At 60.7% G+C, this 15,460-nt stretch carries 11 protein-coding genes; 2 read left to right on the top strand and 9 right to left on the bottom strand.

Annotated elements, in window-relative coordinates; translation table 11 throughout:
* The 3 genes from ACXRVZ_RS06480 to ACXRVZ_RS06470 all read right to left on the bottom strand — a co-directional run.
* On the bottom strand, positions 1 to 1,079 hold a 1,079-nt coding region (locus ACXRVZ_RS06480), incomplete at its 3' end, for a hypothetical protein (protein ID WP_458232265.1).
* Positions 1,080 to 1,216: 137 nt separating this feature from the next.
* The gene (locus ACXRVZ_RS06475; RefSeq protein ID WP_458232264.1) at positions 1,217 to 1,543 is read right to left on the bottom strand and encodes a hypothetical protein; all 327 of its coding nucleotides are present in this window, start codon (positions 1,541 to 1,543) and stop codon (positions 1,217 to 1,219) included.
* A 237-nt stretch (positions 1,544 to 1,780) separates the two neighbouring features.
* A complete protein-coding gene (locus ACXRVZ_RS06470; RefSeq protein ID WP_458232263.1) occupies positions 1,781 to 2,071 on the bottom strand; it encodes a hypothetical protein in 291 nt (96 codons plus the stop codon).
* Here ACXRVZ_RS06470 and ACXRVZ_RS06465 point away from each other — a divergent pair.
* Both ACXRVZ_RS06465 and ACXRVZ_RS06460 read left to right on the top strand, forming a co-directional pair.
* Positions 2,070 to 2,603 carry a helix-turn-helix domain-containing protein gene (locus ACXRVZ_RS06465; RefSeq protein WP_458232262.1) on the top strand — a complete coding sequence of 178 codons (534 nt, stop codon included), beginning with the start codon at positions 2,070 to 2,072 and terminating at the stop codon, positions 2,601 to 2,603. The genes ACXRVZ_RS06470 and ACXRVZ_RS06465 overlap by 2 nt on opposite strands.
* A gap of 50 nt (positions 2,604 to 2,653) precedes the next feature.
* Positions 2,654 to 3,283 (top strand): hypothetical protein, encoded by a 630-nt coding sequence (locus tag ACXRVZ_RS06460; protein WP_458232261.1) that lies wholly within the window; start codon positions 2,654 to 2,656, stop codon positions 3,281 to 3,283.
* A gap of 64 nt (positions 3,284 to 3,347) precedes the next feature.
* Here ACXRVZ_RS06460 and ACXRVZ_RS06455 read toward each other — a convergent pair whose 3' ends face one another.
* The 6 genes from ACXRVZ_RS06455 to ACXRVZ_RS06430 form a co-directional block, all read right to left on the bottom strand.
* Entirely contained in the window at positions 3,348 to 5,063 is a 1,716-nt protein-coding gene (locus ACXRVZ_RS06455; RefSeq protein ID WP_458232260.1) for a phage integrase family protein, read from the bottom strand.
* Positions 5,064 to 5,268: 205 nt separating this feature from the next.
* Positions 5,269 to 6,048, bottom strand: a complete 780-nt coding sequence (locus ACXRVZ_RS06450) for a hypothetical protein (protein WP_458232259.1) — start codon at positions 6,046 to 6,048, stop codon at positions 5,269 to 5,271.
* A gap of 254 nt (positions 6,049 to 6,302) precedes the next feature.
* Positions 6,303 to 6,833, bottom strand: a complete 531-nt coding sequence (locus ACXRVZ_RS06445; RefSeq protein ID WP_458232258.1) for a hypothetical protein — start codon at positions 6,831 to 6,833, stop codon at positions 6,303 to 6,305.
* A gap of 51 nt (positions 6,834 to 6,884) precedes the next feature.
* Positions 6,885 to 7,469: a CFI-box-CTERM domain-containing protein gene (locus ACXRVZ_RS06440; protein ID WP_458232257.1), complete on the bottom strand. Its 585-nt coding sequence runs from the start codon at positions 7,467 to 7,469 to the stop codon at positions 6,885 to 6,887.
* 34 nt (positions 7,470 to 7,503) lie between these two features.
* On the bottom strand, positions 7,504 to 8,247 hold the full coding sequence (locus ACXRVZ_RS06435) for a hypothetical protein (protein ID WP_458232256.1): 744 nt from the start codon (positions 8,245 to 8,247) through the stop codon (positions 7,504 to 7,506).
* A 394-nt stretch (positions 8,248 to 8,641) separates the two neighbouring features.
* Entirely contained in the window at positions 8,642 to 15,340 is a 6,699-nt protein-coding gene (locus ACXRVZ_RS06430) for a DUF3320 domain-containing protein (RefSeq protein WP_458232255.1), read from the bottom strand.
* Positions 15,341 to 15,460: the final 120 nt, after the last annotated feature.

The raw sequence follows: 15,460 nt of genomic DNA, 5'->3' as shown, positions 1-15,460 counted from the left end.
TTTTCAAGTTGCGCAGGCTTAGCGAAATAGAAGCGTGACTTCGGCGTAGCAAGTCCGAGATTGCCAGGAAGCACCAACTTACCCTCCTTCTTGGCTGCCTCCAGATCCAAGAAATCAAGAGCAATTCGGTCGCCGCGATCATCTCGAAGCATGAGGCTCGTCGCTCCGACGTACCGAATCACTATTCGCTTTCCGTCTAAAAGAAGTTCATCTCCGACCTGTAATTCACGGCATTCAGTGGAGACTCCAAAGGAGGGTCGCGATCCATCTGGACGGACTGCTGCTTCCCACGCCGCGCGAACGTTGGAATCTTTAAAGACCTGAGCGACTGACGCCTGAGTCGCGAGCGGCACAGCGTCAAAGTCGAAATCCAGCCGGTTCGTTGCCAGCGCAAAGTACAAGACATCCCTCTCAGTGCCAGAGAGCAAGATCTCTTCAACACTGATCTGGCACCGCTTTTCAAACAGATGCATCAGTTCAGGAAGCTTCTTAAGGTATTCCTTCTCGGCTGCAGGCTGCGTGTATGAATATAGGAGCCGACGATTTCGATTTCCGACTTCTGACAGTTCGTCCGCGAATCGCAGCACGAAAGAAAACCCCATCGGTCGGATGATCTCCTCTACAGCCTCACACCCAAAGGTGCCATCCGCTCGGAATCTGTAGCGGCCTGGATAGAGTTCATCGAGCCGTCCTCGCGACGTGGCAGGTTCCCAATGCTCAATGACGACGCCTCGGTGTGTGTAGAAGCCAAGCGCCGATGGTGAATAGCGCGTCCGAACCTTCCTGCCGCCTCTGCCGACGTACCGGATCTCGAACGGCGGGGGCTGTGTCGTCACGCCTAAGCACTTCGGATCGAACAACGCAGCGAGCGCAAAAGGAAATTTGGTGTCTTTGGAATCCGTTTGGGTAACCATGCCAGTCTTCGCGGATGGCATGATCGATACAACATTGCGGCTTGTGCCTTGGACATTTGTCGAAGGTGCGGCGAGAGCTGCATCAACGTATTTCAGGCCACTATCCGACACCTGGAATTCACGCAACAGCGCGTTCACGCGCTTGCGATCAAGCGGTTCAAACATTGTTGTTCCTTTGGAAAGCAGCGCGGCCAATCAGCCGTAATCAGCGACTGCCTGCCTCTGCATACGCGGTTGCGCCAGGCGCTCCGCTGGCGGCGAGCGACTTGCGCTGCCTACCGGGACCCGCAAGCCAGCAGCTGTCAGCTCGGCTTCCTGCGCTTCACAAGGGGATCGAAAATCGACACCGAGCGCTCTCGATGCGTTTCTGCGGCGCTCGTCGACCGACGACTTGCTGATTGCTTCTTTGGAAGCCGGCTCAAATTCACGTGCGCTTGATCGATGAAAGTCAGCAGATCCGGAGCGTTCATCTCCGGCCGCACGGACAGTAGACACACACACAACGTGTTTGGGTCTTGTGCGAGAAAAATCTTGGACGGCGGGCAGAAAAGCTGATCTGGGGTCAAGGCACAGACGACCATGCCGGCGATCAGAGTCGGTTGCGTTGGCCAACGGTCCAGCGCGGCCATTGGGTCGGCGCCGTAAGGGGCGCGACCTTCTAAACTTTGTGACATTTCAAGCCTTTCATGTCGCTTCACCTACAGGGCAAAGCGTCGGTGGTGAGCACGAAAAAGGCTTGACAGGACGCCCTCATATGAAGAATATGAAGACAAGCGTTAGGAAGCTTGAGACATCGAGCCACGCCGGCGGCTCCCAGGTGGTACTGGGAGCCGCTTTTTTTCCGCGTCGGGTCAGGCAGCTTCCTGCTACCGCGCCACCTCCTGTGTTTGGAGACGCCGATCGGCGTCAACGGTCGGCGTGTGTACGAACTCCAGCTCATGTACGGCTGACGCGACGATTCCCGCCTTGAGTCCGAGCAACACGGATATTCTGTGGCTCTGTCCACGCCTCCCAAGGGGGCGCGAACCGCTGAGGATCTGGTAGGTCAGCGCTGCAGAGACGCCCTGTACGCGCGCCCACTCGCTGACGCTCAAGCCCCGAGCAGCGAACTCTTTACGCACGTCTTCGACGTTGGAAACATGTATCTTGAGGTCCATGTCAACAAAGGCTTCGAACGCTTCAAAGATTGTTCAAAAAAGTGAACATATGGATGACCGTGTTTCCTCACATGAACAGGAGCATACGGATCTGCGCGCTGACCAGAACCCCCTAACCTTTGGGAAGCGTCTGCGCGAGGAACGCGATCGAGTGAAGCTTGGCCAAGCTGAGACTGCGGGCATCGGCTCGGTCTCGCGCACGAGCCAGCACTACTACGAAAACGATATCCGCCTTCCCGATGCCGACTATTTGCTGCGTCTGCATGAGGCAGGTGTGGACGTTGTCTACGTGCTCTTGGGAAAGCGTTTCCCGACCGAGTCCGATCGATGGCTCACCGTGCATCGTGACACCCTGTGGAACGTCATGCGCTTGTGCGATGAGTACTGTGTCGACGCCGAAGGCAGGGCGCTGTCAATCGATGCCAGGATCCGCTTCGCTCAACTGTTGTGCGCGGCACTGGATGAGCGTCTCAAGGAGCCGATGGATCTGGAAGTTTTGCGGAAGTCACTGAAGAAGGTCACGGGACTGTAGTGCCAGGACGTCTTTTCCTTGCTGCCGAATCATTCAGTCGCGTCGCTCGAATGGTCGCGTTCCGGACTGCTGACGCCATTCATGCTGTCAGCGAAGCCCGAAACTTTTTCTGGTCGGGCGTGTGGATTCACCATCTACGTCGGCGGAGACAAGAACTGCGGGTGGCGAAAGCGTTGGAGCAGCACGGCGAAGAGGCGATGCAGACACGTATCGCAACGGAGCGCGCCCGCCGCATTGAGCGATACATCAAAAACTGGCGCGCCGCCCCTGCGGCATTTGAGTCCGCCATCGATGCAGGTGCGCTGTCCCACATTCCCTCTGCGGACTTGAAGCTGCTGGCTCTCAATAGGGATGTCAGGAAGCGTGGAGATCGGCTTGCGGTCCGACGGTCGTGGGTGCTGGCATGGCTTGCTTGGACGAGCCTCGCCGTCATCGTGACGGGATGCGCTTTGCTCTGCCTATTGGTGGTTGCATCGCCCGCCGCGTGGTCAGCCAAGGTCATCGGCGTTGCCATCATCACACTCCTCTTCTGGCTACTCTGGCCGGGCTTCGGCCTTTACAGCACACGTGCCGTGGCGGCGACGAGGCGATCTGGTGCTTCAGTAGAGGAGGCCCTCAACAGCCGAGCCGCAGGGGTCGCAAAGATCATCTCTTTTGACCAGCCCCCTTTTCAAGGCTGATGACGGTTCAACACGCCGAAAAAACAGCAGTGCGCACTCATCGCAATTCGGCATAGCGTGCCGTCTAGGAGGCAGGGAACGCCTCCCTAAGTTGCTTGGTTCGCTTCTCGTCGTCGCCATGCAGATAGGTAGAGGTCGTCGCTATCGAGGCATGACGCAGGTTGTCACGCACCGTTGTCAGCTCTGCCCCGCGGTGCAGCGCATGTGATGCGTGCGTATGTCGCATCCAATGTGGAGACGCCTTGCGAAGCTTTGCGGCCAAACCTGGATTCGTCTCGTCCACCACCGACGCGGCCAGCCCAAAAAAGCGCCGACAAACCGCCCATAGGCGCGTCGACGAGATCGCGCCCAGTTCGTCTGCGGCAACTCGGCCTACCACCGGCGTGTCAGGCCGCCATTTCGAAGGCGTGGTTGGCACCCCCCTGGCGAGCAGATAGCAGTCCAAAGCACTCATCGCCATCGGCGGCAGTGCAACGCGACCGCGCTTGGACCCTTTCCCAACCAATTCCAGCCAGTAGCTGCCATCGTCGCCAGTAAAGATTTGCTTGAGCTTTGCCTGCACAAATTCGCTATTGCGAAGCCCCGTCGCATAGCTGAAGTCCAGCACGAACCGTAGACGGATAGCTGCTGCCTTGTCCCAACCGTAGGACCATTCCAGCCCGTCGGCGATCACCCGTACCAATGTCCATTCCCCTTCGGTGAAGGAGCGGGCCGGATCCAGCGGGCCATCGTGGGCACCACCTTGGACTTTCAGGCCGGCAAATGGATTGGTTGTGACATAGCGCTGCTCGGTCAGCCAGCGGAACAGCGAATTCAGCACCGTCAGCGCGTAAGCCACTGACTTGGACGCAAGCCCCCCGGTGAAAGGCCGCCAGTCTGGAGACGACCTTGACTTCGACGGACCAACCCACCTCATGTGCGGCGTTGGACGACGTAAAAACGCCCGGTACGCCGTTGCATCCTCGGCCGCCAACGAGGACATCGGTTTGCCGCGCTCGACGATGGCCCAGAGCAGCAGTCGCTCCGCCTCCTTGCGGTAGGCACGCTGCGTGGCAGCGCTCTCGTGCCGCTCAAGCCATGCAGACACCGCCTCGTAGTCATTCTTGGCGTTCAAGGCGCACGTACTTGCAGGCGCTCGGAACCGCCCGGTGGAGCCGTCAAGCTCCGCGGGCAATCGGACTCGCTCCCACGGCTCGATCTCGCTTCGTGCTTCTGGACCGAGCAGCGCGCGTGCATGCTCCGTTAGTTCAGGGTGCTCGGCAAAAAACGCGGTGACCTTGCCTGCGCCACGCGCACCCAGGCCGTCGATGTCGACCCACCACATCCGGCGCCTAGGGACGCGCACCGTCAGCTCCCCCAGCGTACGGATCTTTAGAGCATGCAATGCAGCTGAAGTACGCGCACTGAACCACATTTCCACATCATCGATCAGGCGGGGTGGGAGGACCGGGCTGGCCATCAGGTCGTCCATCGCCTCCATCAAGTTCAAAGGCAGGTCCGATCTTGCGGAAGAGCCCCTCTCAGTGGCCTCGAAGATGACCACCAAGTCTGGGCGGCGCCGGTGAACAGCAGCTTCGACCAGTTGACTGCGCGTTGCGCTGAGCAACGCCCTGGACGATTGGCCATCTGCCTTGCTGTTTAGCAGATAGCGGTGGACGGCTTCGCGCGCCGAAAGCCCGCTCGACCAGGCGCGAAGTGCCGCCAAGGCGTCAGGACTCGGCAAATCGCCCTTTCCGGCGACCGCACCCTGCGCATCCGCGACGTGTTTGGTCCGGCTCATCGGGGCCTCCGCGTTTTCTCCAGCTTCCACTTTAGACGAATAACAGTGCTATTGCGCTAACAATAGTTATCACAATAGCGCTATTGGTTCGTCCACCTAGCGCGTACTTTCTTCGCGACCGCCGCACGCGCGGCTGCAACGCTTGCTTGGACCGCATCGGTGAGGGTTGGTCTGGCTGAGCCTGCCGTTGCACAGCGGGTCCACTTCACCCGTCGAGCAAGGGGCCATACGATTCTTCCCAAGCTTGGAACAACGGCTCACCTGCGTCCAGCATGCACTGCGCGAGTTCGTGAACTTCCTTCGGACCATCCTTCTTCCCGATGATCGCCAGAACCTTGCAGTACGCGCAGGCGACCCGCACGGAGAAGAGAGCGTGTGGGTACGTGTATGTCGCGAAGCGGCGCTCTACGAGAACACCGAACTGCGGGTGGACAACTGACGGCGAGAAAGACGATGAAGGATGCACCGCCTCATCCCGAAGGCGATATAGGTCGGTGAGCAGACCTGCTAGTTGTGTCACCTTCTCTGGCTTGAGACCAAAGGCCCGCTTCAGCTGTTCGGTGACTTGACGCGACCGTCTCGCCCCCGAGCCATCTGCAGAGAGCGGCGCCTGACGGCCAGCAGGCATGCGATCCCTGGCTGCGGCATAGATGGCTTCGAAGAACGTAGCGCTAGCAACGATGGCCTGCATCGAGGCCTTGAAAGTCGGCTGAAGGTCACCCAGGCCCTTACCTTCAGAATGCGCTGTGACCAGTGCCGCATCCGCCGCTTTGGCTGCAGCCAGATGATCCATCGCAATTTCAAGCCAGTGGACGGAGGTGTCCAGGCGTAGGTTCAAAGCAGGAATCTTTAGATTCAGCTCTCCGTTGTCGTCGACCTCGATGCGGAGCCCGACGAGTTGCAACGCCACCCCGCGGGAGATGTTGAAACCGCGAGGCTCAGATGGTGCCGGGACGGGTGCTTGAGGCTCCAGTTCGGTGGACATGGTGCTTCAGTGCCCCAGAGAATTGATTTAGCGCTTCGAAGGCGCTGCTTTTTTGGCCGGCGCGGCGGCTTTCTTCGCCGCAGCCTTTTTACTTGCCGTTGTGCCAGCTCGCTTGCTGACATATTGCCCTGAGCCCGCATCGCGATGCACGCCAGGTCTCGGCTTTCCCATCGGCTTGGTGCAGACGCCGCAGTAGTTACCGCCACCAGTCACATCCCGCGTACCGCAAATTAGACAAAGCATGCATCCCCCTCTTATGGTCGGCAGAACAGCGTGACCGGTATCAACACCGCCGTGATGGCCGCCGCGGCCGCTAGCCACCGCAAACTGCGGATGAGTAGCCCACTCTTGCGACCCAGACTTGCCCTCACCTCTTCGCAGGCTGCCAACCATCTTCCCGCCGTGTCGGAGAGCAGCCCCTCGTAGCGCGCTTCCAGGCTGTCTGGTGGCTGCGTCCTGGCGAGGATCAGGTCGACCTCCTCCTTGGTCTTCAAGCCAAGATGCGGTGAGCTGACAGTCACGACCCAGATGGTTCTGAGCGCTTCCACCACAGAAGCTAAGAGAACGATGGCCAAAAGAACTAGCAACGATTTCTCGAGGATCGTTCCGTTGCTCGACTGCTGCGATGCATACGCAAAGACGCCGGCCAAGAACACCCCTGCGGTGGTGGAGACCGGTTGCGCTTTGGATTCGATGACCTTCCATGCGTCCCAGAGCTCCGCGTGCTCCTTGACTGCGGCGTCAAGTTCCAATCGGCGCAGCTCAACTCGGGATTGGTTCAGCACGCTAACGCTCGACAGGTCAAGAGGCTCTCGAAGGGCTGGCTGACCCTGCTGTTAATGGTCACCATAGCGATTGCGCAGCGAGCGAACCAACGCCCCAAGGACACCTCGCGCGGCGGCCCGCACCGCGGGAAATGGCGCGACGAGCTTGGCAAACTGCGGGCCGACGATCCAGTACGTTTTCGTGAACGCTCTACCGAAGAACGACTCAATGAGGACGTTGTCTCGAAACCAGCGGAGGTACTCCACATCCGGATGTCGCCAGTCACCGTAGGCGGCGGTCGCGACGAAGCAGGTAGCGCCGGACTTGCTTTCGATACTCATGCGGCCGGCTCCGACGTTGACGTCGGTCGTGACGCTCTGCCTTGTCGTCTTTCCCTGCTTGTTGAGGGCATCCCAGGTGTCGATGTGATCCTCGACAACCTTCCTGCCAGCCACGTAGTCGATGTTGTGCTGCGCTTGGCGCTTCTGCAGCTCAAGCGCGGCCTCGCCAGCTTTGACGCCGAGCGCCCTAACCTGCTCGTCGTCGAGGCGAGAAATGGCGGTATCAATCAGGTTTCCGGCTCGCAGGCCGTTGTCATGCAGCGTCGGGGAGCGACGTGAGCCTTCGCTGGGCGCAGGAAGATTGCGGTCTGACATAGCTGTGCGTGAGGTTTGGAGTTGTCGTGAGGGGCTACTTCAGCCAGCCGAACAAGCTGTGGAGAAGGCCTTTTGGAGGCGTGTACGCATGGACGATGAGCGTACCGGCCGGTAGCTCAACTGAATAGTTCGCGGCTTTCACCTGGCCACTTAGGATGGTGCGCTTCAGAACTTCCAACTCTCGGCGCGCTGATGCCTTCATGGACTCGTTCTGGGCGCGGGTTGCCTCGGCAAGGACTGCGCGGGCTGCGGTCACGTCGTCGTCGTAGAGCCACGCGGCGGCATTCATAACGTGCTCAGGGATGTGCGCCAAAACATCTTGCGTTTCGAGCGCATTTAGCGCTGCCTGAATCTCGTCGAAGGCGGCCTGCGGCTCCTCGATGTTGATCCGCACGCTCTTGAAGGGTTTGGAATGCCGCTTCTCATGCTGTTTCGCAAGAAGCTTTGCAAGGTCCATGCGCTGTTCCGACCGGAGGTAAGGTGGAACGAGCTCGACGAGGCGCTCAAGCGTCTGACCGGAGAGGTTGGTCTTGCGGCTCTTCCATGCGGGGAACGTCTTGCGAGCGTAGGCCTCGGCAGAGCTGCCGTGGATGGCCCCGTAGTCCTGGAACAGTTCGTCTAGGGCGTCGTCGTCGAGCGCGAAAAACGCGCTTCGGATTTCCTCCACGACCTGACCGAAGGAGCGGAAGAGCTGGATGTATTTGGACGGAGCTTGGCTCCGCCCGTATCCGCGGCTTCGCCAGCTTCTATAACTGCGTCGCCGGTAGCCGTAGCCCATGGCAATCCTCCCTGCAGTGGCAGCCCGGGTGGGGCTGTGTTTTCGCCTGACTGTAACTGGATGCAAGCGGCTTGCGATAACGTCTGGCCAGGTAGCTATCCCGGCGCCGACCAGTCGCGCTCACATATGAGCGCCGGTGGCGACCTGGCAGTTGTCCTGCCCTAGTCGGCAATTTGGCTGAACACCATTTGTCCGCACCTTAAAGTCCCATCGCATGAATGCACACCGTGATCCACGAGATGCGGATCGAGAAGCGCCCAGAGCGCGATGTAGGGCTGCTCCGGTGGGCGAATGGCAAGGAAGAGGCCCTCACCTGTTCGAATTGGTACCAGGGAACCGTCGATGTTAGGAGTTGCCCGGGCGCAGTCGAGCCCCATCTATGCGCCATTGACGCCTATCGCCAGACGGTGGAGCTCGGCTCCGCATCGCGAAAGCGCTTCAGCGCCTCCTCGATGCGTCCACGGCTTGAGGCACGCAGCCTCATCAGCCCGAGTTCTCGAGCCATTGCGACCAGGTTGTCGTCATCGGGCGCTGTTGGGTCGATGACGGCCCTTGCCAACTCAACCAGTTCCTCCATGCACGTCTCATCCATCGAGCGTTGAGTGTCTGGACTGACATGACGGAACGGCACTTGGCTGCCGGGCGCAAGGTGCTCAGGCCAATAGAAAGTCCCGACGCTCTCCTCGGTCGTCTTAAACGCCCTCCTCGCAATCTCTTCGACTCGCTCTTGGATGCGTGCTCCAGTCCGCTGCCAACCATGTGCTCGGGAGATGCGCCGCGCCATTGCCAGGTCTAGCACTGGCCCCTCCTGCGCCACAACGTGGGCAACCATGGCCTTCAGTCGCTCGTCATATGACTTCTCAAAGAACGCATCCGGATCGCAGCTCTGCACCGCTTCCAACGGATCGCATTCGACATACAGCCTTCTCGGAGCGTGCTCACTCACCTCAGAAGCCAGCGCTTGACGTGCGTAGACCTCCTCCGCTGCAACACCCGGCTGTACTTTTGGCCGGTCGGGCGGCGTGGGCGATATGCGTGCCTTCGAACCTTCCGGTGCCAGTGTCTTCGGGTCACCGGCCGCTTCAGCCATAGCCTTCTCGATGGCCTCATCGGCAGCCACCTTTGCCGCCGCCGCCTCTGCGTCTGCTGCGCGCTTGGCTCGGCTAGCGACCAACAGTTCATCCAGCTGCCCGCAAATGCGCGCAACAACCCCGGCGGGATCGACCCACCAATCGGTTGACCAGATGCGCAGAACCTCCCAGCCCAGTCCACGCAACACATGCTCACGAAGCATGTCGCGGTCTCGGGCCGTGGCGGAGCGATGGTACGTAGCGCCGTCGCATTCGATGCCGGACAAATAGCTACCGGGGGCGTCGGGGTGGACGACCGCAAGGTCGATTCTGAACGCCGAAGCACCGACTTGCGTGTGCAGCACCCATCCCTTGCTCGCAAGAGCACCTGCGACGGCCTCCTCAAACGGGCTCTCGAACCCACCAAGGCTGCCCTTTGTTGCTTCCACCAGCGCCCGCGGCCCACGCTCGGCGAATTCGAGGAAGTGCTTCAGGTCCCGAACCCCGATGGCCTGCGTCTTAGACAGGTCCATCTGCTCGGCTTTCAGGGTCGAAAACACGCGCAGTTCGTGCCGAGCACGCGTGATGGCAACGTTCAACCTACGCTCACCGCCGGTCCGGTTCATCGGCCCAAAGTTCATAGAAACGTTGCCAGCCAGGTCTGGACCAAACGTGATCGAGAAGTACATGATGTCCCGCTCGTCACCTTGGACGCTCTCCAAGTTCTTCACGAACAACGGTTCCAGCTCTGACTCTGCAAAGTACGGCTCAAGCGCAGGGTCCCGACGGCACTCCTCGTCAAGCAGGTCTTCAATGAGCTTCTGCTGCTCGGAGTTGAATGTGACCACGCCAATCGTCAACTTCGACGCCCGGAAGCCGGGCGACCGTAGGCGTTTCGCTATGTCGGCGACGAGCGCCTTCGCCTCGGCCTGGTTAGTGCGCGCCCCGCCTTTCGCATAGTTGCCTTGAACATGATGGAAGCTGACCGCTCGATCCTCCGTCACCGGCGACGGGAACGTCACCAAGCGTCCACCGTAGTACCGGTAGTTTGAGAAGGCGATCAAGCTCTCGTTGCGGCTGCGGTAGTGCCAGTCGAGGTTCAGCGTCGGCAAGCTGGCGCCCATGCACTCGTCGAGGATGCTCTCCATGTCGCCTTCGACGTCCTCGTCATCGGTCGACGACTCGGCTCGGTCGAAGAAGCTCGTGGGCGGCAACTGCTTCGGGTCGCCCACCATAACGACTTGTCGGCCACGCGCGATGGCTCCAATTGCATCCCAAACCGGAATCTGTGACGCCTCGTCGAACACCACCACGTCGAATGGCTCGGAATCCGCAGCCAGGAATTGCGCGATGGATAGCGGACTCATCAACAAGCAAGGCGTCAGCTTCGTCAGCGCCGTAGGGATGTTGCTGATGAGCTCACGCAGTGGTTTATGGGCACGCTTCTTGGTAATTTCGTGCTTCAAGAAGCCCCATTCGGAGCTTCTGGTCACGTCGTCTGATGCAGGCAGTCCCTTGCACAGGTTTGCCCGCAACCAGGACTTCGTCAGCTCGGTGAAGCGCTTGTCGAGCGCCCTGAAATCCAAAATGCGACGCTCATGCTCGGCGGACACGAAGGTGCGGATGACGTGCTCACTATCTACGACAGCGTTCAACCACCAGCGGCAGTAGTTGGTCTCAAAGGCACGGCGCACGTTCCCAGGCGCCACGGCTCCATTGGCGAGCCCCGCGACGATTGGAATGAGGCCAAGTGCCATGGCTTGATGGCTGACCTTCCGCCAGGCGCACCATGCGTTCAGCTTGTGCTCTGAAACGATGATTGCCTCGCTGCGCCCCTTGAGCTGATGCACCTCAGCATCGCTGTAGCCGGACTCGGCCTCAGCCGTGAAAGCCCCCCGGCTTGCTAGGAGGTCAATTGCGGGCTGAAGCCTGCCGAGCGCCTCAAGATACGAATTGCCCGCCGCCGCTACGGGGCCGTCGACATCCAGAAGCGCGTTCCCTTCTGTGACGAGCTGCTCAAGTACCCTGCACACCTCGGCTACGTCCTCGGGGCCCGCCGCCAGATTCGACACCGCTGCCGCGATGGAGCGCTGGAAGGAGACCGCCTTGGCTACCTCCTCTTGGTCAGTCTTAAGGCTCTTCCAGGTGCCTGAACACAACGTCTTGAGGTCGTCCAAGCTGGCAAGCTTGGCTTCCTGAGCTGCCCGCTCCTTCAACGTCGCATGGTCCTTTGCCAACCGCTCGCCGCACGCACCCTGGGCTACCTGGTCGAAGGATGCTGGCATCGCTCCAGCCGAGCGCAGGTCCGGCAACGCCGCCGTGAACGCAATCGCCTCCTCAAGCGCAGCGATGTCCGTGTCCAACCCCGCCCAGAGGCGGTCGGTCGAGCTCTCAAGGCCGCCCAGCTCGGCCATCTGCGCGTCCAACAGTGCGATCTGCTCCAGCTTCTTGACCGCAGCCGCGAGGCCATCGCCTCCACGCCCAGCGTTGAGGGGCTCGAGGCCATCCAGCACCCAGCGACCATTTGCGCGCGCCACCTTCAACACGTCCTGCAGGGTTGCAGCAGCCTTCAGCACGTCTGCCCGGGACTTCAAGCCACGCCACACGCCTTCGAGCTCCTCGGCCGCGTCGAGCTTCTCAATCTCCGTGCGCTTCTCGCGAATGGCGATGAGCTTCGCAAGGTCGTCCGACACTTTTGGCTCGCCATCGCCGGCGACGACCGCTTCGACCTGCTGATTCACCTTGCGCATGCCCAACCAAGAGACCGGCCAGAACGATTTCGCAGCCTTCGCGTAGTCGCGGCTCAGTTGGTACACGTTCAGCTGCTCAACCGCATCTGAATAGCGCACGGAGAGCCCCTGCTCAAGCCCATGTAGCTCTTGGAGCAGGTTCGTGCCCTTGCGCAGGGTTTCGCGCGCAAATGGAGACCACGGCGCAGGCAAGCTGCCATGTATTTCACGGCGCTGCTTCAACAGCCCAGCGGCCTTGATCGCGCTTCCTCGAACAGCAGGGTCCCAGCCGCTCGACAGCTGCCCTGACAGCTCTGCATGCTTTTGAAGCAAGCCGTTGCCCTCAATGAGACGCGCAACGGTCAGCCTTGCGTCGGGTGCAAACGCAAATCTCCATTCACGTCCCGCCGCATGCGGCAGGCATCGCGCAAGCGACGCTGTGGCGACTCGCGCCCGACGCGTCAGCGGGCCCTGAGGCAGCCGAGTAGCGGCCCTGAAGCGCTCGGAGGCGACCAAAACCTCATCGCACACAGGCAAGACCTGCCTAGCCGCTTCGATGAGCCCCTGCTGCCAGCTTGGTGACCAGTCCGCATAACCGATGTCCAACAGCGGGCCTTTTGTGAGCGCATCCGCACCCACCGCAGCGGCGTTCACCTCCAGGCGGTCCACCACTTCTCGCAGAAGCTCGGTGTCGCCCTTCGAGTGGGCAGCGTGGGACGCCCATGACAGCGGCAAGGTCGGCACATCGGCGCCATCGACCACAGCACCGATAGCGTCGTAGATGGACCTTCCGTTTGGATGCTTGTGATGGAGGCGCTCGACGTAGACGTTCAGCTCATCCCGGATACGCTTCAGGCGGTCTGCCTCTTGTTGCCAAGCAGCCGAATCCACTTCGCCGCGCGCCTCCCATGAGCTCTTGAGCTGAGCGAGGACGTCAGCCTTGCGGGCCTTGCTTGAGTGGAGCTCAAGGCAGAACTCACCAAGTCCGACCTCGCGGAGGCGGCGGTAGACGACGTCTAGCGCCGCGATCTTTTCGGAGACGAACAGAACTCGCTTGCCCTCAGCCAAACATTGAGCGATGAGGTTCGAAATGGTCTGGCTCTTGCCTGTGCCAGGCGGGCCGATTAGAACGAAATCCTTGCCTCGGGCTGCGGCCATCACGGCCGAGAGCTGCGACGAGTCGGAAGGTAGCGGGCAGAAGGTCTTCTCGGGGCCGTAGTCCCTATCGAGTGACTTGGGACTGGGGAACGTTGTTGAACTCGGGTAAGGGTCTCGAGGCGTGTCGATAAGGTGCTTCACCACCGGGTTCTGGCGAAGCTGGTCTGTGCGCTGCACGAGGTCAACCCACATCAGGTATTTCGCAAACGAGAAAGTGGACAGGACCACCTCTTCGGATACCTCCCAGCCCCTGATGTCCTTCACCGCAGCGGAAACAGACTTCCAGATTTTTTGGATGTCCAGGCCGGCCTCATCGCGCGGCAGCTCACCGTCGGCGATGCCCAGGTTCAGCTGGAAGTCCTGGCGGAGCATCTCAATGAGCGTGGGGTTGAAGCGCGGCTCATCGTCATGCAGCGTCATCGTGAAGCCTGACCGGACGCTCCGCCGGTTGAGCGCTACTGGTATCAGGATTAGGGGCGCACGGTATTTCACGTCCTCCTTATCCGCGCGGTTCCAAGTCAAGAAGCCAAGTGCGAGGTACAGCGTATTCGCACCGCCCTCCTGCAGCGTTGTCCTGGCCGTGCGGTATAGCTCGACCATCCGCGCCTCGAGCTCATCCTTGGCGAGCTCGATGTACAYCTCGCGCCGGTTCAATGCGTCGAGAGCGAACTGGCGACGTACGTTCTCCCTGTCGCGGCTCTCGTGAATCGCCTGACTTCGGGGGTCGCCACCATCCATCAGGTCAGGACGCGGCAGAAGCTTCACCTCCTTTCCGTCGGACATCAGGTCCTCCAGCAGACCCGGGTCCGGCGCGTCCAGCTTCAGCGCCTTCTTGTTTGCCTTGAAGTTGAGGAGGTTGTTTCTCAGAGACAGGTCGAGCAGCTTTCGCTGCCATCTGGCCAGCCGATCCTTTGGGTCAAGCGTCGCCTCGTCGACGTTGCGGGCATCGTCCTCAGGCAGGTCAGGCGCGTCCTCAAGGGTCACCGTGTCGTCTGCCACGATGTCTGTCGGAGTCGGTGCTTGGACGAGTTCAGGGTTGGACAGCGGCTTGATGCGCTGAAGGCGAGCTCGTCGGATGTCGACCGCGAGTTCGAAGGTGTCGTCCTTACCCTCGGCAATCAGGTCCGCGCCAACATCCGCAGCACGACTGAAGGCCACGGCTGGACGGTGGGTGACCAGTGTGGTCTCGAAAAGAACCAGCTCTTTGAGCTTCAGGCGCTTGCGAAGCGCCGTCACATCATCCACGACCGTTGTCGAAAACTCTTCAGGCTTTAGCCACACTGCCGCAAAGGCATGTCCTCGCGTGAAAACAACCAGCGGGTTCAGGCCTATCTGCTCCAGYGCCGAGCAGAACAGTAGAGCGAGGTCCATGCACGTACCTAGGCCAGAGTCGGCGATCTGGGTTGCACCTCGAATCTTCTGGCCCTTGTGCTCGAAGCTGGCGGGCGGGAGTGCGTAGTCGAGCTTCATGGCCACGACAGCGCTCCAGACTGCGCCGGCGAGCTCCCAAGCTCGCTTGGCGCCTCCCTTCGCATAGCCATCTAGCGCCGGGTCCTTGCCATGCTCGCGAAGCAACTCGGCGGTCCTCTTGAGCACGCGGTCGACGGCAGGGTCGTTGGGCTGGACGAAGGCTGCCACCATGTCTGGGACGTGCGACAGGCCACCCCACTGGTTTCGTGGGAGCAGCTCGACCGGCTTATAAGATTCGGAGATGGCCTCGCCGGCGGCTCCCGCGGCGCGGACCGTAAGCGTCACAGTTGCAGTTTCTGCCTCCGTCAGACGCGTAAGCAAAGGCCCATCGAGCTGGACGTCTAGATCCTTGATCCGGTAGCGTTCACCGGCGCGGATTGCGTCGAGCCTCCATGTCTTCGGCCTCACGAAGGCCGGCGTTGAGGTCAGCGACAGCTCCAACTGAGAGGTGTCGGTTGGCAGGGTGCTGGCCAGCACCAGCTCGCGCAGAAGCGGCACGGCGTTCTGGAAATCCGCCAGGCTGAGCTTAGAGGCGACGGTGACCTCTATCGCCAACTCCGGCGGCGGCTCGGCAGGCTGTGAAGCTTCCGATGCATGCTCGCCTTCAATGGCATTGACGGCTTCCGGGACCAGGAAGGCCCGGGTGGTCTCGATGTCTTCGGACATTGCTGCCCCTCAGGTCGTTTTTTCGACTCAGGGCTTGCGAGCCCCCCCTCAAGCCGGAAAACCTAACCTTCCGCTTGTTTCGAGGTGTATCTTGACACGGGGAAACGCGGCACCCATGGC

The organism is Roseateles sp. P5_E8, from assembly GCF_054177665.1.
This window is presented reverse-complemented; position numbering and strand designations above follow the sequence as displayed.